Here is a 25,643-nt window from a genome sequence, read left to right as displayed (position 1 = left end):
ACTAGCAAATACAGCTTATGGTATGATATGATTCGTTTGAAAGGGTTAAGATGATTTCTTATGAAAGGATGGCATTATTGAATCTATTCGGATTAAAATTTGGTTTGCGAAATCTAAAAACGGGGATCAGCGTCTTCACTTGTATTCTTCTAAGTTTTCTTCTACAGCGTGAGACATACGTTGTTTCAACGATCACCGCTGTCTTTACCTTAAGAGAAGATCATGGGACTACTGTCAAATACGGCCGGCATCGGATTGCTGGAAATACCTTTGGCGCATTAGCATCGATCATCTGTATCGGAATTTTTAAATTTTTTGGCTACACACACCTTGTTCAGCTGCTATCGATTCCTTTCGTTATCATGCTGATGATCGCATTATTAGTGAAATTCGACTATCACGAAGGAACGGTCGGTGCCTGTGCTACCCTATTGACGATTTTATTTATGGTTCCCCAAACTGAATCCTATCTTTATGCCTTTAACCGGGTGATCGATAGTTTCATTGGGATGGCCGTTGCGATTGCCGTCAACCGCTGCTTGCCTGCATCAGCTAAAATAGTAGAAGAATAAGGTAAAAAAACGTGCTGAGCTAAATTGCTCGGCACGTTTTTGCTTTAGTCATAAAGGATTTCCTCGGATTCCCTTTTCAAACAAGAAGCACTCGAAAAATAAACCATTTTCGAGTGCTTCTGTTTTTTTGAGAGTGTAACGAACCTATGTCCCAACAATTTGTTCATTCTTATTTCATCATGCACAACGTCTTAATTACTTACGTAAATCGCAAAAAACATCAATGCTGCACCTAACATGACAAACAAATGCCAGATTACATGGGTGAATCGTCTATTTTTCATACTATAAAAGAGCGAACCTACAGAATAAGCGATTCCTCCAGCAACTAACAGTAGTAATCCGGTCAAATCGATATTCTGATAGAGCTTAGGTAAGACAACAATGATTGCCCACCCCATCACATTGTAGATGATCGTTGAAACTTTCGATACTTTGTTCGTTTTTGTCAACGTCAAAGATTTGTAAATAATCCCTATTACTGCGGTGGTCCAAATGACACTAAGCAAGATCAACCCAGCCATTCCCTGTACGACTAAGAGGCAAAATGGGGTATACGTACCAGCGATCAAGAGATAGATCGAGCAATGATCGAATACTTGGAAAACTTTCTTTGCCTTCGTAAAAATCAGGCTATGAAATAACGTAGAGGAAAAGAAAAGCAGAAAAAGCGAACTTCCATAAATCGCAAAAGCGACATAATCTAAGGTGGTATGGGCGCGATCCATCAGCAAATTAAAGCAAAACAAACTTAACAACGCTGCGATCCCATGGGTCACTGCATTTAATACTTCATTGATGATTTGATACTTTCGACTAAATTCTATCTCCATCTTGATCCACTCCGTTTCATTTCTTCGACTCCATTATACTCGAAAAACTATCTGATTACCAAAACTTTTTCATCTAGTTTTTGAAACTACATGTATTTTTAACTTTTGTAAAATGTTTTATCACCATCACCAAAGACAGCATCAAAAGGACAACGATCAAACCAGTCACGAGTAAAAAGGTCGTTCGTTTTGCTTGCTGCACTTTTGACAATGACGCGCTTATTTCCTCTTGCTCAACTGCGACCCTGTGTCCGCGAACCAGCAAACGGTGACTATTGATCATATAAGGGGTGCAAGTAACTAGTGTGACTAGGTCTTGGTTATCTTGGATCTGAAGTGTTTCTGTTTTTGTCGGCGCGACGGTTTGTATTTGATCGATTTGATACGCAAGATATTGACCATTGATTTCGATATAAAAGCGATCCTCTATCTGTAACCGAGGTAGATCTGTAAAGAGTTTTGCTTGTGGTAATCCTCGGTGACTAGAAAGTACCGCATGCGTCGATACTCCTCCGACTGGATATGAAGTTCCCTCGAGCAAACAGGCCCCTTTCTCCAATAGTTTTGTTGTCGTCTGATCAAAGATTGGTAAATTGACATTGATTTTTGGGATCGTCAAAACACCTATCGTGTGTGCTTCTATATAAGATTTCAGCGAGTTCTGATTTTCCTTTTTTTCCTTGGAAAATGGGTCTGCTTCTGTCTTAGGTTCATTTGATGCCATTTTTTCATTTGCTTCACGCATCTGCTTGTTCAACTCAGCAATCACTGACGCATGTTCAGATTTTGCTTTTTTCTGATAGTTTTTGATGATTTGTTGATCGAGATAGTCATTCAATGTATCGCTAACAAAGGGATACACCAAGCTGAGGATACCGATAAAAAATACCAATAGCATGATTAGATCTAAAGGATGCCTTTTTTTTTGCTTCATTTCATTCTCCTCAGCTATCCATTCGTTCTTCGTTTGACACTAAGCCTTATATCTTTTTATCCAGTAGACACCTACTATCGTCAATAAAACGACACCTAAACCAATATACAAAGTAACTCCCTCGCCGCCAGTTGCTGGTAATGTTCCTTTCTGTTTGTTTGGTACTTTTTCTGGAGTAACCAATTCATTCGCCACCGCATAAGATTGTGCATCTACTTTGAAAGCAATTCGTTCATTTAATTTGATATAGCTATTCGGTGCTTTGGTTTCTTCCAAATAGTAGGTTCCATAAGCTAATCCTGTAATGTCTACTAATCCATCGTTCGTTGTATTGAAAGTTGTTGCTTTCTCCGGAGAATTCGTCCACGCCACTGCTTTTGTGACTGGATCAATGATCAAATAGTTTGCGGTCGCCGAATTTTCGTCGCGTACGACAAACGATGCACCTGCCAATGGCCGTAGCTCAATCACTGCCCCATCTACTTTTATGAATCTTTTTCCCCCTGTCAGAACCTCAACAGTCGGTGGTGTTTGATCTGTCGTGTGACCATTATCGACATTTGCTTCGTTTTTATAACCTTTCGTCGGATCTGCTAGTTGATTCAAATACATGTAATAAACGAATCGCAACGTTCCACCTGGAGTCAGGGAAGGGATATATGTGGGCGCAATTGCTACTGTAAAACCATTGGCATGTTCAGTGATCTGATAATTATTAGTATCAATGAGACGTTCACCATCATAGAGTGCATAGCTTGTTTCTCCCTTGGACTGATTCATAAATGTCAATGCAGGATCGTGGCTATCGATCAATTTGAATGAGGTATACTTGTTGCTCTCCTCCTCTTTATCGGCAATCCCATCAGGTATATTGACGGTGATCTCATAGTTGATTGCTTCACCGATGGCTACATCTTGTCCTTCTAATTGGGGCGTGTCTTTTTCTACTTTAGTCGTATCATTTTTTACCGTCTTTGCTACAGGCGTTTGACTTCCTGAAATGATGGTAAATAGCGTAGTTGTTTGGTCGGCAATCATCTCAGCATTTTCAGGCGCTTTGACTTCCTCCAATACATACTCTCCGACCTCTAAACCAGCGACGATCATTTGTCCTTTAGCCGCAGCACTCTCGACAAAGTCCTCTTCTCCTATTTCATAACGATTGCCGCTGACAAAGTGTTTCGCCTTTGATTTGTCTGACGTCCATGTATACATACCTTGTGCAACGCCTTGTATATATTTTGTTACCTCTGATTCTTGTTTGACAATGACGAATTCCGCACCGTTCAGTGCTTCACCCTCAGCGGAACCAATTTTCGTGACTTGCAGTGTGCCATCATTTTCAACAATGTTTTTAGGATACAAATGAATCATCGATAGTTCTTCTGCTCCATATTGATACGTACCGTCTGCTTGTTTGATCAATTCATACACAGGAAACGCCACGACCATATTTGCAGCAGCAGTCACCCCTGGTTTTGCCGCTTCTTTGATCACATAGACGGCATCTTTTCCTGCTTGTTTTTTGGGCAATGATAAAGAAAGATCCCCATGGGTATCCGTACTGCCTGAAAAAAGAGCTGTGCTAAAAGTTTGTGATTGCACCTGTGCTTTCGCTTCTTCAATCGTTGCGCCGTTTTCTCTTGCTTTAGTAAATGCTGCGGTCGCATCGTAGACATGGAAGGTGACGTCAGCTAGTCCTTGATAGTCATCAAACTCTGCCATTTCCTTCCCTGTGTTTTGGATCCCTTGACTTGGAAAATCCAACATTTTCTTCTTGTGGATCACCAGTTGCACCTCAGTTCCATCAGCATACACGTGCTGGATAGAAATCAATGCTGCCAATGTTACTAGTGAAATAAAACATAGTACCAATCGTTTGATATACTTTCTCTTCTTCATTTTCTTTACTCCTATTCTTTTAATAAACAATGAATTTTCCTACGATCAATTTGCCATCAAGAAAACCATTTTTTCACTCCATTTCAGAACCAACAATGAACAAAAAAGGAATCCTCTAATCAATAGTGCTTCTCATTGATTTCCCTTTTTCTTCGCAAAAACAAATAGATGGCAAATGAAACAATGCCGCTGAGACTAGCAATGATGCCAAGCCCTCCCATGCCGCCGGTCTCCGGCAGAGAGATCAACGCCTGATTGGTAACCACTAATTGCAATTGGTTGTTTTTGTTCCCACTTTGTAAGTGCACTTCTGTTGGTTCTCCAGTTATTGTCACTTCGCCATCCTCTTGGATAACAATTTGCACTGGTTCCTTTAGCCCGACATGGCCTTCTGGTGTTTTGATCTCCTCCAGCGTGTAATTCCCGGGTTTGAGATCTTCAAAAACAAAGGTGTCGATTGCTGTTTCATCACTTGGTAATTCGATTTGTTCGGCTGAACCAGATAGTCGGAATGCCGCGCCTTTCAACGATTGACCTGTGTCTGTTTGCTTTAAGACAGTTAAATCAAATGGTTTGATTTGATTGCTATGTGTCAGTGTCCAAACTGCTGCATGTTCTACATTTTTCCCGTCATATTCAATCGTTCCATAAGGATCCACTTCAAACTCATAATTTCCTGGAATCGTATCATAGCCAAGCGGTCCTGCGGTTTCCACTATTCGGTATTTGCCAGATTTTTGGATGGTAAATTGCGCCAATCCTGATGCCGCTGTGGTGGCTTCTTTCAGTGTTTGATAGCTTCCTTTATCCGCTTTTATTTGTAATGCAAAGGTCGCGTCTGCCAAGTTTACTTCTTCTTTGCCTTTTTCTGTATACTTTCTTATAGCGATCGGAAGGTCTAAAAAAGTGTTCTCGATTGTCAACTGGATGACTTGGTCGTCAACTGCTGTTTTTTGACCGCCCACTGTTACTGCGCCATTATTAGAAATCGCGATATCCCACATGTGCTTTTCTGAGCGTTCGTGTCCAGTGGGTGGACTGATTTCTGTCAATGTATAGTTTTTTCCTTTTTCAAGAAGTGTTCCTTCTGGCAACGAATACGTACCATCTTGATGATCGATCAGCTGAATCTCCCGCTCCTCAATCGTTAGTTGGAATACCGCGCCTTTTAGGAGATGATCATTTGCAGAAGATTTCTTGGTTACTTTTAAGTCTAAAGGGACAAATTGTTTTGTATTTTTCCAAGTTGTTGCATTGACTTTTTCTGATTGATAGCCGGGAACCGCTTCTTCATTGACCGCCTCATAGTGGAAATCTTGCCCTAGATTGTTGTATTTCGGTAGCCAAAGGGTTTCTCTGATTTCTTCACTAGATTCTGAAACTTTGGTGACTTTTGTTCGCTCCCAACGATTTGTTTCGTCCTTTGCCGGCTTATTTAATTGTATATAGCCATTTTCCCAACTTGATGATTGAGTGATCCCCCTTCGCTTGATTTCGTAGATCACTTTTTCTGGTCGCGTTGTCAGATCTTCATCAAATTCTTCCCATTCTTTGAAGAAATCAAGAGAAACACTGGGCGCTTTCGCTGATGGAATACCAAATTTAGCAACTACATCTGGGTTGGACGTTGGCTGAAAGGTGGTCGAACCATTCATCTGATACCACCTATCTGGTTCGAATGTTTTACTTTCTGTTTGGATTCTAACTTGATAATGCAGTTGGATCTCTTGGCCTTTTTCTAAATAGATTTGCTCGACTCGAATGATAGAATCCTCAATGGCTAGAATCGGTTCAACAGATAAAGGACTCGTTCCGACACTTTTAACAGAAACACTTTCTGTTTCATAAACGAATGGCTCAATGATCGGATCAGTGATTTTCCCATCAACGACGGTCCCAGACAATTGCACAGCTTTTCTGGCTAAATAATCAGCAATATCTGAGGAATCATTTGCAGACTCGTAATACAGTGTCCCATCCTCCCCATTCGAGACCATTTTCCGCATTCGACTCTCGACTTCTTCTTTCGTGAGTCCTGCGGTTTCATCCCCCTGTAGTTGGATTCCTAACCCATGGATTTCGATTCCTCGTTGCTTCAATGCCATTGCTTCACCGATCGTAGCAATAAATGTCGAATTGATCCAACGCCGTTGCGAAGATTGGTTGCTTACTGAAGCAAGATAAGGGGGGGAGATTTTCGAAGTATAGTCTGGATGATCAATACGTCCGCTAAAGGCTGTACCATAATAACTACCATCTTCATCGGTCATTACATTAGATACTTGATACGAGCAAGTCGGAACGCCATCGGTTAAGAGAACGATCACTTTTTTGTGTCCATTTTGTTCTGATAATAATTCTCCTGCCTGTCGTAACCCATTTTGAGTAAATGTTCCGCCACTTGTTGAAAGAGGGGTTGCTGCTTTGATTTCTTCTTTTACACTATCAAAGGCTTTTAGCGGAATCGTACGGTTGCTATATCCTTCACTTGAGAATCCGACATACCCTAAGTTGATTTTTTCCGTCACGCCACTATCTGATAATGTATCAATAAATCGGTCAATGCCATTTTTCACCTCAATGATCCGATTTTCTTCATTCATACTCCCAGACCAGTCTGCAACGAATACGATATCAAGTGGAAGAATGTCCTTTTGCGTGTTACCTCGGACATTTACATACAGATCAAACAAACCTGGAGTTGCTGTCTCTTTAGCAAATTTTCGGATCGCATAATCGGCTGCTTCTTTCTCCCCACCATATTCAATATAAGAATTATTTTGATTGGTTGGATCACCATCCCAATTAGTCACCCCATCCCATTGTTGTTTTCCCTGACGATTGCCTTGGTGATTTCGTACATACTGATTATTATTTGGTTGCCACATCGCTTTCGGATAAGTACCTTGCCCATCCGTTACATACTCTGGTTCGATCGTAGCTAATCCATCGGAACTCACCTGTCCGTTGAACAATTGCGGCTGACCAAACGGATGATACTCGTCCGAGATGACCGAGGAATCCTCTGATGTATCATATACTTCAGAGGATGCTGTTGTTTCCGCTATATCTTCACTTGTAGTTGACGGCTCTTTCTTCTCATTAGCGATAGAGAATGGATAAGAAGCGGCTTCTGATAAAAGTAACTTTCCTGCTTTTTCTTCAATCTGAATATTGAGTTGAAACTCTTTATTAGTATTTGACAATGCGACATTCCATTCTTTTTCGACACCTCCCTGCGAAAAATCACTGCCTATCCATTTCTGTTGCTTCTCATCTGTATATTCTTGGTATTCCTGAGAAGTGTAAGAAGTAAGCAAATTGTTTTCAGCTGCATCCTTGGGATGCAGCTGAAATAAAAATCGTCTTTCTTGTGTTGACTCATTTAAGCGGTAAAAGAGGATCAAATGATCATCTTTTTGCTTGATAGCCACTTCTCCATAATCATTTTTCAGCACCTCTACTACATCAACAACATCTTCATCATTTGCTACTACCTTGTTTATGTGTTGAGAATATAAGTAAGCGATGAAAAAGATGGCCAACAAACTAAGAAGGACAAGATGCTTTCCCTTTTTCATTTTTAGTGCCTCCTTCGAAATTTTTTTAAAATTCAAATAGATAATAAAAAAAAAAGAAAAGATTCACTAATATTTCTAATTCTTTCCCCTTCAGCTTCTAAATATTCAATTATAGTTATTTATATCCATTAAACACACTAACAAGGAAGCAAAAACAAAATGGATATCGTTATTTAAAATCATGGATTATTTCTTTTCTCTCAAAAAACATACTCGCTGAACGCTATTTTTGAGACAAGTGAAATAGAAATATTTCTAAACCTTGTATAGACTTGTTAGAAATCTGAGACACGTATTTACAAGAGAAGTTAAATACGCTAATAATAATTACAAAAAAAAGGAAGGTGATCAATTGATTGAAAAAATTTTGTTAGATGATCATGCCAGAACGAAATTGAGTGTCTACGGCAAGTTGATGACACTCTCACCCGGGGAATACAGCATAGATCAGGTGCGGGAAAACTTGGATTTTTATTACGGCCCTGCACGCTTCAAAAAAATCTTGAGTGCAATCCAAGATGATTTAGAAAAATTTACTACCATCGAGCTATTACATAGTAAAAATAAGTTAACCGTCAATGAACAACTTGTTCAATACACCCAATACCAACATTACCTTTCAACTGAAAGTGTTCCTTATAAATTGTTGCTCAGTATGCTAATAGAAGAGGACGACGATCTCGCTGCTTTTTGTAACCGGCACTATATCAGTCGCTCGACCTGTTTTCGTCAAACAAAAAAGCTGGTTGAATATTTGAAGGAATACAATATCAACTTGAATTTATCGAATCTGACCTTGTCAGGTTCCGAAATGTTGATTCGTATCCTCTTTTTTAATTTCTTTTGGTTTGTATCATTAGGTGAAAGTTTGGACATAGTTCCTTATAGCCAAGAAGTGAGAGCATTGATTTATAAACATGAAGAAGCACAGCATAAGAACAAGTTTGACTTAGGAAAAAAACAAGCCAGTCTCCATTGTCTGATTTGTTTGCTGAGGATCAAAAACAGCCACTTTACTGATATCTATCACTTATCAAGGGATTCTTTCATTCCAAGTGGTACAGACCTCAACTTCTTTTACGATTTCTTCAAGATCGCCAATCTGCGTTTAGACCTCTTGGAGGTAAACTCTTTGTTCTATTTGTTTTATTATTGGCCGTTTCTGACTTCCAACCAAGACATTCGTCTGCCGATCATCCAACATTCTTATCAGCAACCAAGTAATGACCCCAAGGAGATTTTGGACGAATTCCAAGACCATTGTCAGACGTTTATCGGTACGTTTCATTTTGAAAATGAGCCAGCTCTATATTTGAACATCTACCTATCGATTGGTAACTTTAGCTTGTTCAAACAAAAAATCCCTTTGACCACATTGTTTATTTCTTCGTATATCCAAGAAAAGTACCCACTCTTACATATCTTGACAATCAAAATCGAAGGCTTCTGGAAAAAATTTTCCCAACGGAAAAATTATACGTGGCTGAAATCTTGTGTAAGTGAATTAGCTTTCATCCAAGCTTGTTTGCTTTATCCGTATTATTCAGAAATCGACGAAAGCTATAAGTTGAAAGTTGGTTTTGTCAATGTTTCTGAGCATCTGATTTCCGCTGAGATCTTAAACCTAGGCAAAAAGATCCCATTTGTTGCTATCGAACAGCTGACACTTCCAATCACTGAAGAATATGACTTTATCATCTTAGGGTCACCTTTGCTGATTCCGAAGGGCCTAGATCCTTTTAAATATACGGTCCTTGATTATTGCCATTACAGTGATTTCGAAACTGATTTATATCAACGCCTTCTAGAAGTCCATCATCAAAAACTACAAACTTTGTTTTCTAGTTAACTGATTTATGTAAAACTGGCTGTGGTAAAATTCAAAAAAAAACCGTCAGAAATGAGCTATTTCATTTCTGACGGTTTTTTAGATAAAAAAGCTGAACCCTTATCTATCAAAGGTTCAGCCATCAATTCTTTATTCAGATTCTTCTTCAGCCATGAATGTGTTAAAGACTTCTTCGATCATGTCCCATTCAGCTTCTGTTTCAATTTGTTCTAATTCGCCTTCTGTACCATCTTCGTTTTCAACGTAGGCATAGGCTTGTAATTCGACATCTTCTTCTTCTGGTACTCCAGCTGGATAAAGCAACACGTAGTTGCGTCCAAATTCTTCTTGTCCATCTACTGTCAAAAGAATTTCGTATAATGTTTCATTGCCTTGATCATCGACCAATGTAATGTGTTCGTGACCTTCATGGTCGTGGTTGTGATCATGATTGTGATCATGCGTATGTTCTGACATATTTTTTCCTCTTTTCTGTAAACTAAAACAATTGTTTTCCAGCACCATCTAAATAATTCTGCAAAATCATTACTGCTGCTAATTTGTCAATGACTTTCTTACGTTTGGCACGAGATGTGTTGGCTTGTTCAACTAGCATTCGTTCTGCTTGAACAGTCGTCAAGCGTTCGTCTTGGTAGTCAACAGGCAAATCAAAACGTTCTTCGATGGCCTTGCCGTAAGCTAGTGAAGCCTCTGCTCTTGGACCAATGGTGTTATTCATATTCTTGGGCAGTCCCACCACAAAACGAGTCACTTCATACTCTTTGACTAATTCTCCAAGACGATCATAGCCAAAGTCATTTTCATCTTCGTTGATTCGAATGATCTCGATTCCTTGCGCAGTCCATCCCATAGGATCACTAACAGCTACACCAACTGTTCGTGAACCGACATCTAAACCCATGACTCTCATTATAGGTTGATCCCGTGATTTCCTAAGTAATAACGAATCAAAACTTCCAAAATCTCATCGCGTTCATGACGACGAATCAAGTTCCGGGCATCCCGATAACGAGGAATGTAAGCCGGGTCGCCAGAAAGGAGATAACCGACGATTTGATTGATTGGATTATAACCTTTTTCTTCTAATGCACGATACACGATAGCCAGTGTTTCACTGATTTCTTTCTTGCGGCTATCATCAAAATCAAACCGTACCGTTTCATCTGTAAAACCCATTTCACGACACCTCTCTTTATATTGTTTTTTAGCACATTGTACGTTTCTATTGTACTCGACGTTTTGTAAAACTACAAACATCTGCACTAGTTTATCTTTATTATAACAAAGCTTTATGATATTTTTGTGAACTTTTTCAAAAAAACCGATATTTCTCTCATTTCGCTAGAATGATCGATAAACATATTGGTTAGCCGGTGCCTCGATGGTTTGTTCTTGGTCAACGACTACCATTGGCAAATCTCGTTTAAAGGGTTGATAGTATTGCGACTGGATGGTTCCTTCAATGTGCAGCCATTGGTCATTCTCGGTAACCGTTTGTTCAGGTAACTCAACACGTAATCCAAAAACACCTGAATCCGCTACACAGTGAATGATCCCAAAACGAAACAGAAAGATTTCATTACGATCATCTTGCGCTGCATGATAAACAAAACCGTCATAGCTGATTTTTTTCCCGATAAATTCACTTGGATACGTATAGATCAATTCCATGAGTTCCAAATAATTCTCTTCGGTGACAGCAATCGTTTGTTTATCGGCATACTTCGCTAACGAAGTCGTCATTTGCTCGTCATAATCATCTTTATTGTAATAAAGACTAGTATCTGGTTTAAGGTATTGGGTATTCATTTCGGGATCGCCGACAGACTCTTCACTCAGCGGGAAATTAAACCCTTTTGCTTCAACAATGGTCGTATCCAGACTGACTGTTGGGAAAAACAAACCAACAATGATTGGCAATGCTAATAAGAAATACGCAATGATGCGCTGAGATTTTTTTTCGAGTCCATGGTGATGTTCATCTTCATGTTCATCAGGCGTTTGTTTGACCCAAAAATACAACTGGACTAATGCCAAAAATAAAGCGACAATCATCGAAAGTATTGCTAGATAACGATAGTGGACATTGATGAACTGATTCAGTTTTCCTGATACCTGCAAGTACATCATCAACTCAAAGTATCCAGATAAAATCAAAAAACGGATCATTTTTTACACCACCCATGCATAAATTGATACTACAACAGCAATTAATCCCACCATTGTTGCAATAAAACGACCGGTAAAATATCGTTTCATCATCAGAAGATTCTTGATGTCCACCATAGGACCAAAGACCAGAAAACCCACGACTGGACCGGCGCCGAACAGACTAAGCAGCGAAGAACCGATAAACGCATCTGCTTCAGAGCACAGCGACATCGTCAATGCCAAAACAAGCATGACCAATACCGCCAAGAATTTCGTAGAACCCAAAGTCAACATCATTCCCGTTGGCAAATACGTCTGCATCGCTGCTGCAATCAATCCGCCAATGATCAAATACCGACCAGTATCGAAGAATTCATCAATACTGTGTTGCAACAAATGCCGTATTTGATGGGACCATTTTCGTTTCTCAGAACCTGTATCATGAGCATGCCCATGGTGATGTCCTTGATGGGTATCCTCTGAAGCTGTGATCAATTGGGTTTTCAAAATCTCTTGCTTACTGAAATAAGCCAGCCAAACACCTACCACCATTGCCACCAACAAGCTGCCAAGTACTCGCAAAAAGGCAAACTTCGCTGAATTGCCAAATGCGATGAATGTCGAAAAAATCACAATGGGATTCACAATAGGGGCTGTCAGCATAAAAGCAAAAGCCGTGTAGACTGGTACGTCTTTTTTGACGAATTGATTGACGATCGGAACGATTCCACATTCACAAGACGGGAAGAAAACGCCTAAACCACACCCCATTGCAATGGAGGCCAATTTATTCTTTGGCAGGATTTTTGTCACTCGTTCTGGCGTCAGAAAAACTTGCAGCGCCCCTGAAATCAAGCAGCCTAATAAGACAAAAGGCAAGGCTTCAATGACGATGGAGAGAAAGATCACGCTCATCTGCAAAACAGAATTAGGTAAGCTTTGTAACATATATTCAACCTTCTTTATAAAAAAATAATTGCGCTGGAACTACTATACGTTTTTTTGCCTCAATGCACAATGTTTTTTACAGTCTTTGCTGGCACCTTAAAGCTTGCTTTAGTTTTTATTCTTTTCCAGCAGTTTCTTTGACAAGTTGTCCCTCAAAACGTACATTAGACAGAGAATCTGCTTGGAGGAATTTGCATGATACAAATGAATACATTAGATGAACTGCTGACGAAGATAAAAGAAACCCCATTGGCACTTATTTATCTCTCACAGCCGGCTTGCAGTGTCTGCTTAGCAGACAAACCTCGTCTTAATAAATTAGCTTTAGAGAAGAATGTTCCACTTTATGCTGTCGATGTAGCGGAAGTCCCAGAGGCGGCTGGCCAATTTTCAGCATTGACTGCTCCTGTCGTCCTTCTTTATTTTCAAGGAGATGAACGCCACAGAGAAGCACGAATCATTGATTTTAATAGGCTGGCTGCTATTATTGATCGCTATAGGACTGCCTTGACCAAAACCGAGACCATCTCTTATGACGATCTTTTTGATCAACTGATGGAATAAAAAAACACTGTCTTTCCATCACCTACTAGACGCGAAGGTTGATGGAAAGACAGTGTTTTTGGGTTTTATTCTGATTCAGTCGTTTCGTGGTTTTCCGGTTCATCTGTCGTTAAGACGTTGCCAGAATGCAAGAAATAAATCAGTGTTTGTAATTCATTGGTCAAATCAACATTTTGGATCAGCACACCTTTTGGTGCAGTGATGCGCGCAGGCGTAAAGTTCAAGATTCCTTTGATCCCTGCTTTCACAAGCTCATTGACTAAGTCTTGCGAATGTTGTGCGGGAACCGTCAAGATCGCGACATCGATCTGTTGGATCTTCACTTGTTCTTTCATATCGCTCATTGGATAGACAGGAACGCCATCCACGATTCGTCCTACGATATCTTCATTCACATCAAATGCAGCACTGATCCGAATGCTATTGCTCTGATGGAATTTATATTTTAACAGTGCGCTACCTAGATTACCAACACCTACTAGCGCGACATTTGTCATATGGTCTTCATTCAACGTTTTAGCAAAAAACTGCATCAGGCTTTCCACGTCATAGCCATAGCCGCGTTTTCCCAATTCCCCAAAATAAGAGAAGTCGCGACGAATCGTTGCGCTATCCACTTGGACAGCTTCGCTTAATTCAGTAGATGAAACCTTCAACTTTCCAGCATTGTGCAAGATGCGTAAATAGCGGTAATACAAAGGCAAACGTTTCGCTGTTGCCTTTGGAATTTGATGATCTTTCAAGAAATACTCCCCCATTGTGAAAAATTCACGTGTGATGTAGCTATCATATCAAATAGTTTGCTCAAAAATCAATTTGATTGCTCACAATTTGAAATTTTTTTTATTTAATGATACAATCATTCTTTTTTCATAATCGCTGTTTATCACAAAATGTGATAGACTGATAGTATTGCAACCAAGGAGACAAGTGACTTCAAGAATAGGAATGAATACATATGATACTATTACAAGCAAATCAAATCGCCAGACTATTTGGCGCTGAAGTTTTATTTGAGAATATCAACCTAGAGATTGCCAGCCATTCCCGGATCGCGCTTGTGGGAAGAAATGGCGCCGGAAAATCGACCCTGTTAAAAATCATTGCCGGGATCGAAAGCCCCGATAAAGGAACGATCGCCAAAAATAAAACTGCGACACTAGGTTATCTTGCCCAAGACACTGGTTTAAACAGTACTGCTACAGTCTGGGAAGAAATGTTGACGGCTTTTGCCGGCATTCGACAGATGGAACAGCGGATGCGCTCATTAGAAGTCGCCATTTCAGAAACAGACCCGACAGCAGTCAATTATGATGGTCTATTAAAAGAATATGACCAGCTACAACATGAATTTGCCGAAAAAAACGGCTACGGATATGAAAATGAGATCCGTTCTGTTCTACACGGCTTTAAGTTCGACGGCACTTTTTATGAGCAATCCATTGAAACATTGTCTGGTGGTCAAAAAACTCGTCTAGCACTAGCAAAGATGCTGTTGCAAAAGCCAGATATCTTGATTTTGGATGAACCGACTAACCACCTGGATATTGAGACATTGTCTTGGCTTGAAAACTATCTTCAAGGGTATGCCGGTGCTCTTTTGATTGTATCTCATGACCGTTATTTCTTAGATAAAGTCGTCAATGAGGTCTATGAGCTTAGCCGACGGAAAATGCACCATTACAAAGGGAATTACAGTCGTTATCTGGTTTTGAAAGCCGAGCAGCTGCAAAGTGAATGGAAAGCTTTCGAAAAACAACAAGAAGAAATCAATAAATTAGAAGACTTTGTAGCGCGTAATTTAGTTCGTGCCTCCACAACTAAACGGGCGCAAAGCCGGCGCAAACAATTAGAAAAAATGGAGCGGCTCGATCGGCCTCAAGGAGATGAAAAATCCGCAAATTTCCTTTTTTCAATCAGTAAACCTTCTGGCAATGTGGTAATGCAAGTAGCCAACGCAGCCATCGGTTATCAAGAGACTGTTCTATCCGAGCCGATCGATTTGGATGTTCGCCGGAAAGATGCCATTGCATTAGTCGGCCCTAATGGAATTGGCAAATCGACATTATTAAAATCACTGATCCACAAGATTCCTTTGATTCGCGGTGACGTTCATCTAGGTGCCAATGTCTCAATTGGGTATTATGATCAAACCCAATCAGATCTCCATTCAACAAAAACAATCTTGAAAGAATTATGGGATGAGCACCCCACTACGCCAGAAGTAGAGATCCGCACAATTTTAGGAAGTTTCCTTTTTTCTGGTGAAGATGTTGAAAAACCAATCACATTGCTCAGTGGCGGCGAAAAGGCACGGGTCGCTTTAGCAAAACTTGCGATGGATCATGACAACTTCCTGATCTTAGATGAACCGACTAACCACTTGGACATCGACAGCAAAGAAGTACTCGAAAATGCCTTGATTGATTATGAAGGCACATTGCTTTTTGTTTCTCATGACCGCTACTTTATCAATCGAATCGCGACCAAAGTCATTGAATTATCTGAAACCGGCAGCAAATTGTATTTAGGGGACTATGATTATTACGTGGAGAAAAAACTGGAAGAAACAGAACTAGCTGCGATGCAGCAATCTGATGTTCAAGAGAAAGCCATCTCACAAGGCAAACAATCTTTCTTCCAGAGCAAAGAACAACAAAAAGCCATTCGCTCATTGCAGCGTAAAGTCACTCAAATTGAAGCAGACCTAGCCAAAACCGAAGCAGAGCTTGAAGAAATCGAACAAGCGATGACTCATCCTGACGCATTGAACGACCACGTCCGTTTGTCTTCGCTGAATCAAGCAATGGAGACTGTCCAAGCCACGCAAGAACAGCTGATGGAAGCTTGGGAAAACACGAGTCTGGAATTGGAAGAACTAGAAACAACTGACACGAATCAGTCCACAGGCGGATGACAACCTTCATTCCCTCTGCTTTACTTGAAGTAAGGCAAAAAAGGCACGATACTTCAGGAGGGAAGCTATGAAGAAAAAAGGGAAACAAAGAAAGCGTTATGTTTTTCTTGTTTTGTTGGGTTTATTATTGATTTTTGCTGCATTTATCCGACTTTCTCATGTGAGCTATTCCAGCCAAGATTATGAAGAATATCCCATGATGGATGACATGGATTTTGATCAAGCAGCTTACAATGAACAAGCGAACGAGTATTTACAAGAAAATGGAGTGACTACGCCTCTTTACCTACAAACAAATGAAGAATGGGCTGATTATTCCTATGGTTCAGATGGTACGCAAACTTTAAGCGATAACGGCTGTGCCCTGCTCTCTCTTTCAATGGTACTCGCTTATTTGCGAGAGGATAACGTTTCGCCGCTTGAAGTTTTGGATTGGGCACAAGATAGCTACTATGTCGATGGGCAAGGAACCGATTGGCGGATTTTCTCTGATTTTGCGGATTCCTTTGGTTACTCGTATCACGATTTGGGCATAGACACAGTGCAAGTAGCCAATTATCTGGCAGTTGGACAGCCAGTGATCGTCTCTGTGACCAGTGGAGATTTCACAGATACTGGTCATATCATGGTGCTGGCTGCTATGCAAGACGAAAATGTGGTTGTTTTAGATCCAAACGATACGCCGGAAAAAAAACATTATTTAACGTCCTATTCATTGGAAGAAATCGCTGCTCAAAGTTTACATTTTTGGACATTTACAGAGGACGAAAGTACTAATTTATAAAAAAGAAACTACCTATAAGTTGTCAGGAAGGATCAAGCACGATTACCTCTTTCTTGACACTCTATAGGTAGTTTTTTTTATAAATAGTCCTCATCAATGCATGTTGATAATGACCGCGCCTCTTGACAGCTACCTTGAGAAATCTTCGCTTTCTCCTTACAATGGATCCGCTTTCCTTTATAATAGAAGAAAGAAAGGTGTGACGCATATGAAAATCGGAATTCCTAAAGAAATCAAGAACAATGAAAATCGTGTAGCTTTGCCGCCAGCTGGCGTCTATGAATTGGTTCAAGAAGGGCACGAGGTCTTGGTTGAAGCAAATGCAGGTATCGGATCAACTTTTTCAGACGAAGCCTATCGAGCAGTCGGCGCAACGATCGTTGCTAACGCTGCAGACGTCTGGGCGGCTGACATGGTGATGAAAGTCAAAGAACCGCTGCCAGAAGAGTATTCCTACTTAAGAGCGGGATTGCTGTTATTTACTTACCTACATGTTGCTGCCAATCCAGAATTAGCAAAAGCGCTCATGTCCTCCAAGGTTCGAGCGATTGGCTATGAGAATGTCCAACTGGCTAATGGGACGCTGCCTCTCCTCTCTCCAATGAGTGAAATTGCTGGTCGAATGGCAGTTCAGATCGGCGCACAATTCTTAGAAAAAATCTATGGCGGCAAAGGAGTCCTCCTGTCCGGTGTCCCGGGTGTTCGAAAAGGTCAGGTCACGATTATTGGTGGTGGCGTTGCCGGAACCAATGCCGCGAAAATGGCGTTAGGGCTAGGTGCGCAAGTCACGATTCTCGATGTATCCATCCCACGCTTACAAGAATTAGACCAGCTATTTGACGGACAAGTTCAGACACTCTTCTCTAATCGTTTCAACATTGAAGCCGCTATTCAACAAGCAGACTTGGTGATTGGCGCCGTCTTGCTGCCAGGCAAAAAAGCGCCAAATCTAGTAACTCGTGAGATGGTGAAAACCATGGCAGAAAAATCAGTGATTGTAGATATTGCGATTGATCAAGGAGGCATTTTTGAGACAGAAGATCGTGTCACTACTCATGACGATCCTACCTACATCCAAGAAAATGTGATCCATTATGCTGTTGCCAATATGCCTGGCGCAGTTCCACAGACTGCTACATTGGCATTGAGTATCGCCACATTACCCTACGCTAAACAATTAGCTGCCGATCCTGAAAAGGCATTAAGAACAAACGCTGCACTGGCGCGTGGTGTCATCGCATTTGACGGTCACTTCACGTTGAAGGAAGCCGCACAAGATCTGGCGATCGATGCCGTCGAACTCTCAGAGCTGATTTAGTTTTCTCAGCAAAAAAAGTGCCAACTCAACAAAATCGTACGCTGCCATGAGACAATCCTCCCATGGCAGCGGCTTGTTTGATACGAGCTTTTTTGACCGGAGCTTTTTTATAGAGGCTTTTTATAGAGGCTTTTTATAGAAGCTTTTTTGAGAGGGAGAGTGTTTATCATGAGAATTTCCTTTTTTCACTAGCACATAACCCGTATCTATGCTATATTCATACATAAAAAAATTCAGCGTACCCTGCGTATGCGAGGAGGAATGACGTGTTAACGAAAAGCCAAATCCAAGCCTTCCCTAAAGTAGAATTGCACTGCCATTTGGATGGATCGATTCGTCCAGAAACATTACTTAAGATCGCCAATCAGCAAAATCTGCCTATCCCACAAGAACTGTCGATACTTGAAAAACGGATGCAAGCCCCCCAAGACTGTTCTGATCTTAATGAGTACTTGGAACGCTTTGATTTCGTTCTTCCTTATCTCCAAAGTGAATTTGCATTAGAAGCCGCAGCGTTTGATGTCATGGAACAAGCGTTTGAAGATGGTGTCGCGTATATCGAAATCCGCTTTGCTCCTAGTCAGTCAATGGAACAGGGTCTTTCCTGCCCACAAACGATTCAAGCAGTAGCTAGAGGGATCGCTCGTGCGGAGTCCATCTATCCGGTAAAAGGGAATATCTTGATCATCGGGATGCGGCAAGAGTCTGCTGCTGCAATCTCCCAGATTTTTTCGGAGTCTGTTTCTGAAGAGAAAGTCGTGGGCATCGATTTAGCTGGTCCTGAAGAAGATGACTATGTTCCCAAATTAGCGCAAACTTACCAACTTTTCATAGACGGTCAAAACGTGCAATTGACATTGCATGCCGGTGAATGCGGCTGTATCCGTAATGTCTATCAAGCAATCGAAAGTGGTGCAAAACGCATTGGCCACGGTATCATTTTGAAAGGGGATAAGAAAGCCCAAGAATTTGTCTCCCGCAATCAAATCTGTATTGAAGGTTGTCCTACTAGTAATGTGCATACCAAAGCCATCACGGATTATCACCAATATCCTTTCAGGGAATGGCTGACAGCTGGGGTCCCTTTTTGCTTAAACACAGATAACCGCACCGTTTCTAAGACAACATTAACTGATGAATACATACACATGACCCGTCACTGCCAAATGTCGGAAAGTGAGCTGCGCTTATTGAATGAGACCGCCGCCCGCCATTCCTTTGCCAGTGAAAAAGAGAAAGAACAGCTGATCCATAGGATTCGTCATTGGCAGATCAACGAATAAAACAGCCTCAATTAGAACGTATCATTCCCAACAAAAAAAGAAGCGACAGATTAACGTTTAACGGGACAGAACACAAACATCCTCATCGCATATTTTGAGCGTTAATTCAGAATATTGGCAGGATTATGCGCTAGTGTCTGTTTGTCCCATTCTAACTTATGCTGTCGCTTCTTTTAAATAAGCGTGCTCTCTAAATGTGTTCGCGATTAGAGGCAATCACTTCTTTGACGTCAAATGATTTTTTTGCCAATGGGTTCATTCGATTCAGCTTAGCCCCTCTATCGTAGCAACCGCCCGTTTGATTCCTTCATCTTTTGTTCCCTCCAATACGACATAGCAATAAGGTTTGTATTGGTCAACGATTTGTAAAATGGCTTGATAAGGAATGATTCCTTCTCCTAAAGGGACAGAAACAATGCGGTCCTCTTCAATCACGTAGTCTTTTAAGTGGAGACAGACAATTCGTTCACCAAACTTCTCAAAGGCCTCTGCAACGATTTCTACTTGTTTACTTGCCGTTTCTGGAGTGATGAGATTGGTAGGGTCATAGACGATGCCCAGAAAATCAGAAGGAACGCTTGCGATCAATTCCTGAATTCGGTCATTGGAAAATAGGGGGTGATTTAATCCCGCTTCGATCCCAACCATTGTTTGATAACGTTCCCCGGTTTTTACCAACCGCTGGACAACAGTTACAAGCTCATCAAAAACTTCATCTGTGAAATTTTCTTCACTGTAACCAAGTGTGGGAATAACGGAACCCGTTTCCGAAGCAACCATTGACGCCCCAAAATAGCGTGCATGAAAAAGATAGCGTTCAAATTTCTGCAGAATCTTCTCTCGTTCATGAGGATCTGGATGAATCAAATTACTATAGCAGCTCAACAATGCCACTTGAACATTCTGTTGCCCGAATTCATTTTTAAAAAAAGTCCCCATTCCCGGATTGATCTGGGCAGCAGCACTAAGTTCCGGAAATGAAGCATTTAGTGCAAATTGAACATTTTTGATGCCTTTTTCAGCGATTTGACAAGCGAGATCTTGTGGATCACAAACCTTGGTTAAGTCGTGGCCACGAACAGCGAGATTAAACATCTTTTCATTCCTTTCTTCTACTAAGTGTCTGATTCGTTCAACAAATGAGCATTTTAGAGTACCAGTTATCCTAAGAAGAAATGCTATTATCTAGTTCTTTTGAGGACGTAGTAAAACTTTTACGTGTGTGCCTGAATGAAACACTTTCCGTATGGGCACACTCTGGAAACATCGTACATCCTTTGAAATAGCTATGTTTTTGCTTATTCCATTTTTGGACAATAAACCCTGATTCACATTCCGGACATTTGACTACTTGTTCTGGCAAACTATTTAAAAACATGTGCTTTTCCATTGTTTCTGGGATCAATGTGTTCAACAACTGCAATAACCCGTACCTGTCATACCATTCAATGTTTTGTGCTTTTTCATTCTTCTCGATCTCTAAATAAACATGGGGATTAAATAAAGATGTTGTGATAAAAAGTTTATTTGTCCAATTTTTATCTGAGATTCCTGAATATTTATTGACAAACTCTTTCGTGATCAAGTTGGGTGCTTTCGTGTTCAAGCGGTAATGTTTGGCTTGAACAGCAATCCGTTCCGCATCTTTGCTTAAAATCAAGTCTACATTGTCATCACCAGTGTAGACCTGTTTGCCTTGCAGATAGCTTTTTCTGGTGATCTCAACATCGTAGTTTGCTAGCCGAAAGACCGCTGCCAAAAATTGCTCAAAGGCATCCCCTTGCTGTTTCCGTCCTGCAGGCGTTGTGTCATACTCTCTGTCCATATGATTCAAAAAGTCCATAACGATCGATTCATCTTCGTTTTGTTCAAAAGAAAGCCCTTTTATTTCTCTGTGTTCTTTAGATACTACTTCGAATGATTGTTCTACTTTCCCAGTTTTTCGTGTAAATTTTTGCAAAAATTGTTGAATCATGCTTCCTCCTCCAGATTGTTTATCCACTTTGTTGCTATATTTATAATACCCCTAAACAAACTAGATTCATAGATTTTTATGAAATCCTGTCTTTGATAAGCAGCATTGCATATCTAGCTAGACTCTTTAAAAATTCTACTGTTACACTACTATTACCAGTAGAAGCGCAGAGACGATGTTCCATCAAAAAAAGAGTCCCTTTCTATTCACCTATTTATTTTGTTTGCTCAAAAAAATAGAGCCCTCCTCACAAAATTGCAAAGAAGGATCTATTTTTTAGCCATATCTATGTTTGATGTCACTTATCAGAAAAATAAGTGACCTTAAAATTTCTTTTATAGCAAGTTTCTTTTTTCCATTTCATCTCGATACAACTTGTACACTTCATTACTTTGTTTTTCATGACTTTTGTAAAAAATTCCATAAGAAAATATGGCTTGCATCGTATTATATTGATTTGACTTTGCAACAGAATGATACAAGTTTACAAGTTGTTGATCTGTCATCTTATTACTCTTCAGTCGTTTTTTAACGGCTTTTTGCGATAAGCTAAATAAAACAGAAGTAACCAATTGATAAATAACCCAAATAACTAAAATAACCAATACAAACTTTACTAGATCTGACACGACATTCCACTCCTTAGGCAAACGGTTCAGCAAAGCGAATGATAGCTGTCATCAAACATTCGCTTTCCCATTCATTTGTTATCTAATTCAGGAGTTGTTTCGTATCTACTTAACAAGTCACTAAATTAGCTATAAAAATTAGTATAAATTTAATCTCCCAAAAAAACAAACTATTTTGCCCTTTAAGCCAAAGAAAAACAGATTCCAAAATCATCCAGTCTTCTTGGGAAAGAAGAGACAGCTTTCGCTTACATACACAACTGCATTTCTTCCACCTTTCATGGCGTTCTCAATCAAGGGTCATTTCATGCGATAATTTCTAGAAAAATTCCATATCATTATCTTCGAATTAGCTGATTCATTCTAAAAACTACGGCTATAAACCCTTGGCCCTTTTCAAAAAAAGTTACTGTAACTGACGCGTTGTATTTTTAGTTTTTATAGGATAGCGCTTTGTTTGGGACTATTCCTTGTTTCGACCTAGTACTGCTTAGTATTTCTTCTGCAGGGCAGCTGCTTCCAATTGTCTCAGCGACTCTTTTCTAAGACAAAAAAACCTGTAGACAAAGACTTTTGCTGTCTCTCTACAGGTCGCTAGGAAGCTGTAACTATTTTAAAACACAATGGGGAAAGATATTTTTGAAACTTGCTTCCTTCCCTTGTATCAGTCAATCAGCTGCATACTTACTTTCGATACATCTTCAACTCCAAAAATAGGTCATTATAAATGCCTAAATATTGGGCGCCTAGATTTTCATAGACTTCCAAATGCTTCATCAGCTCATCTGAAGGATAGAACTGTTTGTCTTGCGTGATTTCATCTGGCAATAACTCGAGTGCTTTTTTGTTTGGTGTGGAATAACCGATATACTCAGCATTTTGGGCAGCATTTTCTGGTTCAAGCATAAAGTTCAAAAATGCATAGGCCCCTTCTTCATTTTTTGACGTTTTGGGAATAACCATATTATCAAACCAAAGATTGGATCCTTCGGATGGGATCACATAATGGATATGTTCATTCTCATACATCATATCGGCTGCTTCTCCCGAGAAAGTCACAGCGACAGAGGCTTCTTCGTTTGCCATATACATTTTGATTTCGTCTGCTACGATTGCTTTGATGTTTGGCGTCATTTTGCGCAATTTGTTGAAGGCTGCTGTAAGCTGTTTGTCGTCTTTGCTGTTCAATGAATATCCCAAACTGTTTAACCCTAGACCGATGACTTCCCGCGCGCCATCGATCAGCATGATACTGTCTTTTAGTTCTGGTTTCCACAGATCATCCCATTCCTTGATTTCACCTTCAGCAAAAAATTTATCATTATAGACGATACCAAGAGTCCCCCAAAAATATGGGATCGAATAGCGGTTGTCAGGATCAAAACTTAAATCCAAGAAGCGGGGATCAATATTGTCTAACCCTTTGATCTTGCTGTGATCAAGAGGTTTCAGCAAGTGCTCTTCCATCATTTTTTGGATCATATATTCACTTGGGATGGCAATGTCATAGGACGTTCCTCCTTGCTGAATTTTCGTAAACATCGCTTCATTGGAATCGAAGGTTTCATAATTGACCTTATAGCCGGTCTCTTTCTCAAACTTCTTCAAAAGATCTGGATCGATATAATCACCCCAGTTATAGATATTCAAAACTTTGGCGCCCGCCATTCCTGAAGAATGTTCCAACTCCCGTACACCAAACAGCAGTACCAAAATGATGGCGACAATTCCTATGACCAAAGATTGTAATCTTTTCATCGCAGATTTGCCACCTCCGCTCGCCGATTTTTACGTAGTTTTTTCGACACATTTTCTTTGCTGATAAAGTAGTACCCTACGACTAGAATCATTGAGAATAAAAAGACCAATGTGCTCAAGGCATTGATTTCTAGGCTGATCCCCTGACGGGCACGAGAATAGATTTCTACAGAAAGTGTGCTAAAGCCATTCCCTGTTACAAAGAACGTCACAGCAAAATCATCCAGTGAATAAGTGAAAGCCATGAAATAGCCGGCAATGACCCCCGGTGTCAGAAACGGCAAAATAATGTTCTTGATTACTTGCAGATTATTGGCACCTAAGTCACGAGCGGCATCAATCATGGAATCATTCATTTCTTGTAGCTTTGGTAAAACCATCAAAACAACGATGGGAATACTAAAGGCCACATGAGACAGTAACACACTAAAGAAACCTAGGCTAAAGCCGCGGAACAAATTTCCGATCATCGTGAAGAAAATCAGAAAACTGGCTCCAATGATGACATCTGGAGAAACCAGTAAGACATTGTTCAAACTTAACAACGCTGTTCGTGTTCGCCGTTTTTTCGTATAGTAGATCCCCATCGCACCGAACGTGCCGATCACTGTTGCTAAAAGGGCGGATAAAAATGCCAGCATAAAGGTATTCAATACAATGATCATCAGACGTGTATCTTGAAAGACGGACTGGTAATGTTCAAAGGTAAACCCAGTAAAGTCATTCATTGTACCGCCATCATTGAAGGAATAAAAAATCAAATAAAAAATTGGGACGTACAATAGGATAAAGACAACGACAAGATAAAGATTTGACCAGTGGAATTTTTTCATTTTCGTTGTCCTCCTTTTTTCTTCTCACCTGTCAGGAGCATCACTAAGAACATAGCAATAATCAAAATTACACCGATCGTCGAACCCATGCCCCAGTTTTGTGTCACAAGGAAATGCTGCTCAATCGCAGTTCCTAACGTGATTACACGGTTTCCTCCAATCAAACGTGTCAGCATGAAGAGTGAAAGAGAAGGAATGAAAACTGCTTGTACGCCGCTTTTGACACCGTTCAATGACAAAGGCAGAATGACCCGGCGAAAAGTCTCATAGCTGTTCGCTCCTAAGTCACGGCTCGCACTAATCAATGAAGGATTCATCTCCTCTAGTGCATTGAAAATCGGCATGATCATAAAGGGCAGCTCAATATAGACCGCTACCGTTAAAAAGCTAAAATCGGTGAACAAAATCTGTTTTGGTCCGACACCCATGATTTCCAAAAAATGATTGACGCTGCCATGAATTCCAAAAATACCAATAAAGGCATAGGCTTTTAACAGCAAATTGACCCATGTAGGTAAAATAATCAGCAGTAACCATAAGTCTTTATGACGTAGTTTTGTCAAAAAGTAAGCCGTAGGATAACTGATGACCAGCGTGATCAATGTGATCAAAAAGGCATACCACACGGAGTTCAATGTCATGATCAAATACTTGCCGGAACCTAAATAACTTTGATAATTGACCAGTGAAAAATTCCCATCCATATCGAAAAAGGACTGATAGACGATCAATAATACTGGTGCGATAACAAATAGCAATAACCAAAAGACATAGGGTATTGCATAGAAACGACGCATTTTCGTCATGTGCTC

At 40.3% G+C, this 25,643-nt stretch carries 23 protein-coding genes; 7 read left to right on the top strand and 16 right to left on the bottom strand.

Translation table 11 applies throughout. The features are described from left to right. Window positions 1–50 precede the first annotated feature (50 nt). On the top strand, window positions 51–572 hold the full coding sequence (locus ACTFWY_RS08220) for an FUSC family protein (RefSeq protein WP_349703917.1): 522 nt from the start codon (window positions 51–53) through the stop codon (window positions 570–572). Window positions 573–763: 191 nt separating this feature from the next. Here the strand turns inward: ACTFWY_RS08220 and trhA are convergent, their stop codons facing one another. The 4 genes from trhA to ACTFWY_RS08200 all read right to left on the bottom strand — a co-directional run bounded on the left by trhA (window position 764) and on the right by ACTFWY_RS08200 (window position 7,822). Beyond that, a complete protein-coding gene (gene trhA, locus ACTFWY_RS08215; protein ID WP_021149355.1) occupies window positions 764–1,405 on the bottom strand; it encodes a PAQR family membrane homeostasis protein TrhA in 642 nt (213 codons plus the stop codon). A gap of 73 nt (window positions 1,406–1,478) precedes the next feature. Beyond that, on the bottom strand, window positions 1,479–2,339 hold the full coding sequence (locus ACTFWY_RS08210; RefSeq protein WP_349703916.1) for a class C sortase: 861 nt from the start codon (window positions 2,337–2,339) through the stop codon (window positions 1,479–1,481). 39 nt (window positions 2,340–2,378) lie between these two features. Further along, the gene (locus tag ACTFWY_RS08205) at window positions 2,379–4,241 is read right to left on the bottom strand and encodes a SpaA isopeptide-forming pilin-related protein (protein ID WP_195957485.1); all 1,863 of its coding nucleotides are present in this window, start codon (window positions 4,239–4,241) and stop codon (window positions 2,379–2,381) included. 119 nt (window positions 4,242–4,360) lie between these two features. Continuing rightward, entirely contained in the window at window positions 4,361–7,822 is a 3,462-nt protein-coding gene (locus ACTFWY_RS08200; RefSeq protein ID WP_349703915.1) for a SpaA isopeptide-forming pilin-related protein, read from the bottom strand. 352 nt (window positions 7,823–8,174) lie between these two features. On the opposite strand from ACTFWY_RS08200, the gene ACTFWY_RS08195 reads away from it, so the two are divergent. Beyond that, window positions 8,175–9,671, top strand: a complete 1,497-nt coding sequence (locus tag ACTFWY_RS08195; RefSeq protein ID WP_349703914.1) for a helix-turn-helix domain-containing protein — start codon at window positions 8,175–8,177, stop codon at window positions 9,669–9,671. A 129-nt stretch (window positions 9,672–9,800) separates the two neighbouring features. Here the strand turns inward: ACTFWY_RS08195 and ACTFWY_RS08190 are convergent, their stop codons facing one another. The 5 genes from ACTFWY_RS08190 to ACTFWY_RS08170 all read right to left on the bottom strand — a co-directional run bounded on the left by ACTFWY_RS08190 (window position 9,801) and on the right by ACTFWY_RS08170 (window position 12,770). After that, window positions 9,801–10,127, bottom strand: a complete 327-nt coding sequence (locus tag ACTFWY_RS08190) for a DUF1292 domain-containing protein (protein ID WP_003127498.1) — start codon at window positions 10,125–10,127, stop codon at window positions 9,801–9,803. A 22-nt stretch (window positions 10,128–10,149) separates the two neighbouring features. Next, the gene (gene ruvX / locus ACTFWY_RS08185; protein ID WP_005471772.1) at window positions 10,150–10,581 is read right to left on the bottom strand and encodes a Holliday junction resolvase RuvX; all 432 of its coding nucleotides are present in this window, start codon (window positions 10,579–10,581) and stop codon (window positions 10,150–10,152) included. Then, a complete protein-coding gene (locus ACTFWY_RS08180) occupies window positions 10,581–10,847 on the bottom strand; it encodes an IreB family regulatory phosphoprotein (protein ID WP_003127496.1) in 267 nt (88 codons plus the stop codon). The genes ruvX and ACTFWY_RS08180 overlap by 1 nt, the downstream gene beginning before the upstream one ends. A gap of 165 nt (window positions 10,848–11,012) precedes the next feature. Beyond that, a complete protein-coding gene (locus tag ACTFWY_RS08175; protein WP_349703913.1) occupies window positions 11,013–11,840 on the bottom strand; it encodes a TIGR03943 family putative permease subunit in 828 nt (275 codons plus the stop codon). Between the two features lie 3 nt (window positions 11,841–11,843). Then, on the bottom strand, window positions 11,844–12,770 hold the full coding sequence (locus ACTFWY_RS08170) for a permease (RefSeq protein ID WP_208774685.1): 927 nt from the start codon (window positions 12,768–12,770) through the stop codon (window positions 11,844–11,846). Window positions 12,771–12,965: 195 nt separating this feature from the next. On the opposite strand from ACTFWY_RS08170, the gene ACTFWY_RS08165 reads away from it, so the two are divergent. Next, a complete protein-coding gene (locus ACTFWY_RS08165; RefSeq protein WP_156248190.1) occupies window positions 12,966–13,334 on the top strand; it encodes a thioredoxin family protein in 369 nt (122 codons plus the stop codon). Window positions 13,335–13,399: 65 nt separating this feature from the next. Here ACTFWY_RS08165 and ACTFWY_RS08160 read toward each other — a convergent pair whose 3' ends face one another. After that, window positions 13,400–14,077, bottom strand: a complete 678-nt coding sequence (locus ACTFWY_RS08160) for a redox-sensing transcriptional repressor Rex (RefSeq protein WP_060813607.1) — start codon at window positions 14,075–14,077, stop codon at window positions 13,400–13,402. A 215-nt stretch (window positions 14,078–14,292) separates the two neighbouring features. Here ACTFWY_RS08160 and ACTFWY_RS08155 point away from each other — a divergent pair, with 215 nt between their 5' ends. The 4 genes from ACTFWY_RS08155 to add all read left to right on the top strand — a co-directional run bounded on the left by ACTFWY_RS08155 (window position 14,293) and on the right by add (window position 19,636). Continuing rightward, window positions 14,293–16,251: an ABC-F family ATP-binding cassette domain-containing protein gene (locus ACTFWY_RS08155; protein WP_311810910.1), complete on the top strand. Its 1,959-nt coding sequence runs from the start codon at window positions 14,293–14,295 to the stop codon at window positions 16,249–16,251. Window positions 16,252–16,318: 67 nt separating this feature from the next. Further along, on the top strand, window positions 16,319–17,035 hold the full coding sequence (locus tag ACTFWY_RS08150) for a C39 family peptidase (RefSeq protein WP_195957482.1): 717 nt from the start codon (window positions 16,319–16,321) through the stop codon (window positions 17,033–17,035). Between the two features lie 208 nt (window positions 17,036–17,243). Continuing rightward, window positions 17,244–18,353: an alanine dehydrogenase gene (ald, locus tag ACTFWY_RS08145; protein WP_171917660.1), complete on the top strand. Its 1,110-nt coding sequence runs from the start codon at window positions 17,244–17,246 to the stop codon at window positions 18,351–18,353. A gap of 266 nt (window positions 18,354–18,619) precedes the next feature. Further along, the gene (add, locus tag ACTFWY_RS08140) at window positions 18,620–19,636 is read left to right on the top strand and encodes an adenosine deaminase (protein WP_349703912.1); all 1,017 of its coding nucleotides are present in this window, start codon (window positions 18,620–18,622) and stop codon (window positions 19,634–19,636) included. 264 nt (window positions 19,637–19,900) lie between these two features. Here add and ACTFWY_RS08135 read toward each other — a convergent pair whose 3' ends face one another. The 6 genes from ACTFWY_RS08135 to ACTFWY_RS08110 form a co-directional block, all read right to left on the bottom strand. Then, entirely contained in the window at window positions 19,901–20,731 is an 831-nt protein-coding gene (locus ACTFWY_RS08135; protein ID WP_349703911.1) for a sugar phosphate isomerase/epimerase family protein, read from the bottom strand. 70 nt (window positions 20,732–20,801) lie between these two features. Next, a complete protein-coding gene (locus ACTFWY_RS08130; protein ID WP_029487211.1) occupies window positions 20,802–21,611 on the bottom strand; it encodes a restriction endonuclease in 810 nt (269 codons plus the stop codon). A 335-nt stretch (window positions 21,612–21,946) separates the two neighbouring features. Then, complete coding sequence (locus ACTFWY_RS08125) at window positions 21,947–22,240, bottom strand: hypothetical protein (RefSeq protein WP_176333205.1); 294 nt, start codon at window positions 22,238–22,240, stop codon at window positions 21,947–21,949. Between the two features lie 684 nt (window positions 22,241–22,924). After that, entirely contained in the window at window positions 22,925–23,998 is a 1,074-nt protein-coding gene (locus ACTFWY_RS08120; protein WP_349703910.1) for an ABC transporter substrate-binding protein, read from the bottom strand. Beyond that, a complete protein-coding gene (locus tag ACTFWY_RS08115) occupies window positions 23,995–24,831 on the bottom strand; it encodes an ABC transporter permease (RefSeq protein WP_349703909.1) in 837 nt (278 codons plus the stop codon). Before ACTFWY_RS08115 ends, ACTFWY_RS08120 begins: the two co-directional genes overlap by 4 nt. Further along, window positions 24,828–25,637 (bottom strand): ABC transporter permease, encoded by an 810-nt coding sequence (locus ACTFWY_RS08110; protein ID WP_003127478.1) that lies wholly within the window; start codon window positions 25,635–25,637, stop codon window positions 24,828–24,830. Before ACTFWY_RS08110 ends, ACTFWY_RS08115 begins: the two co-directional genes overlap by 4 nt. Window positions 25,638–25,643 lie beyond the last annotated feature (6 nt).

The sequence above is a fragment of the Enterococcus sp. 125944 genome, from assembly GCF_051909435.1.
In the GTDB taxonomy this organism is placed as follows: Bacteria; Bacillota; Bacilli; order Lactobacillales; family Enterococcaceae; genus Enterococcus_D; species Enterococcus_D gallinarum.
This window is presented reverse-complemented; position numbering and strand designations above follow the sequence as displayed.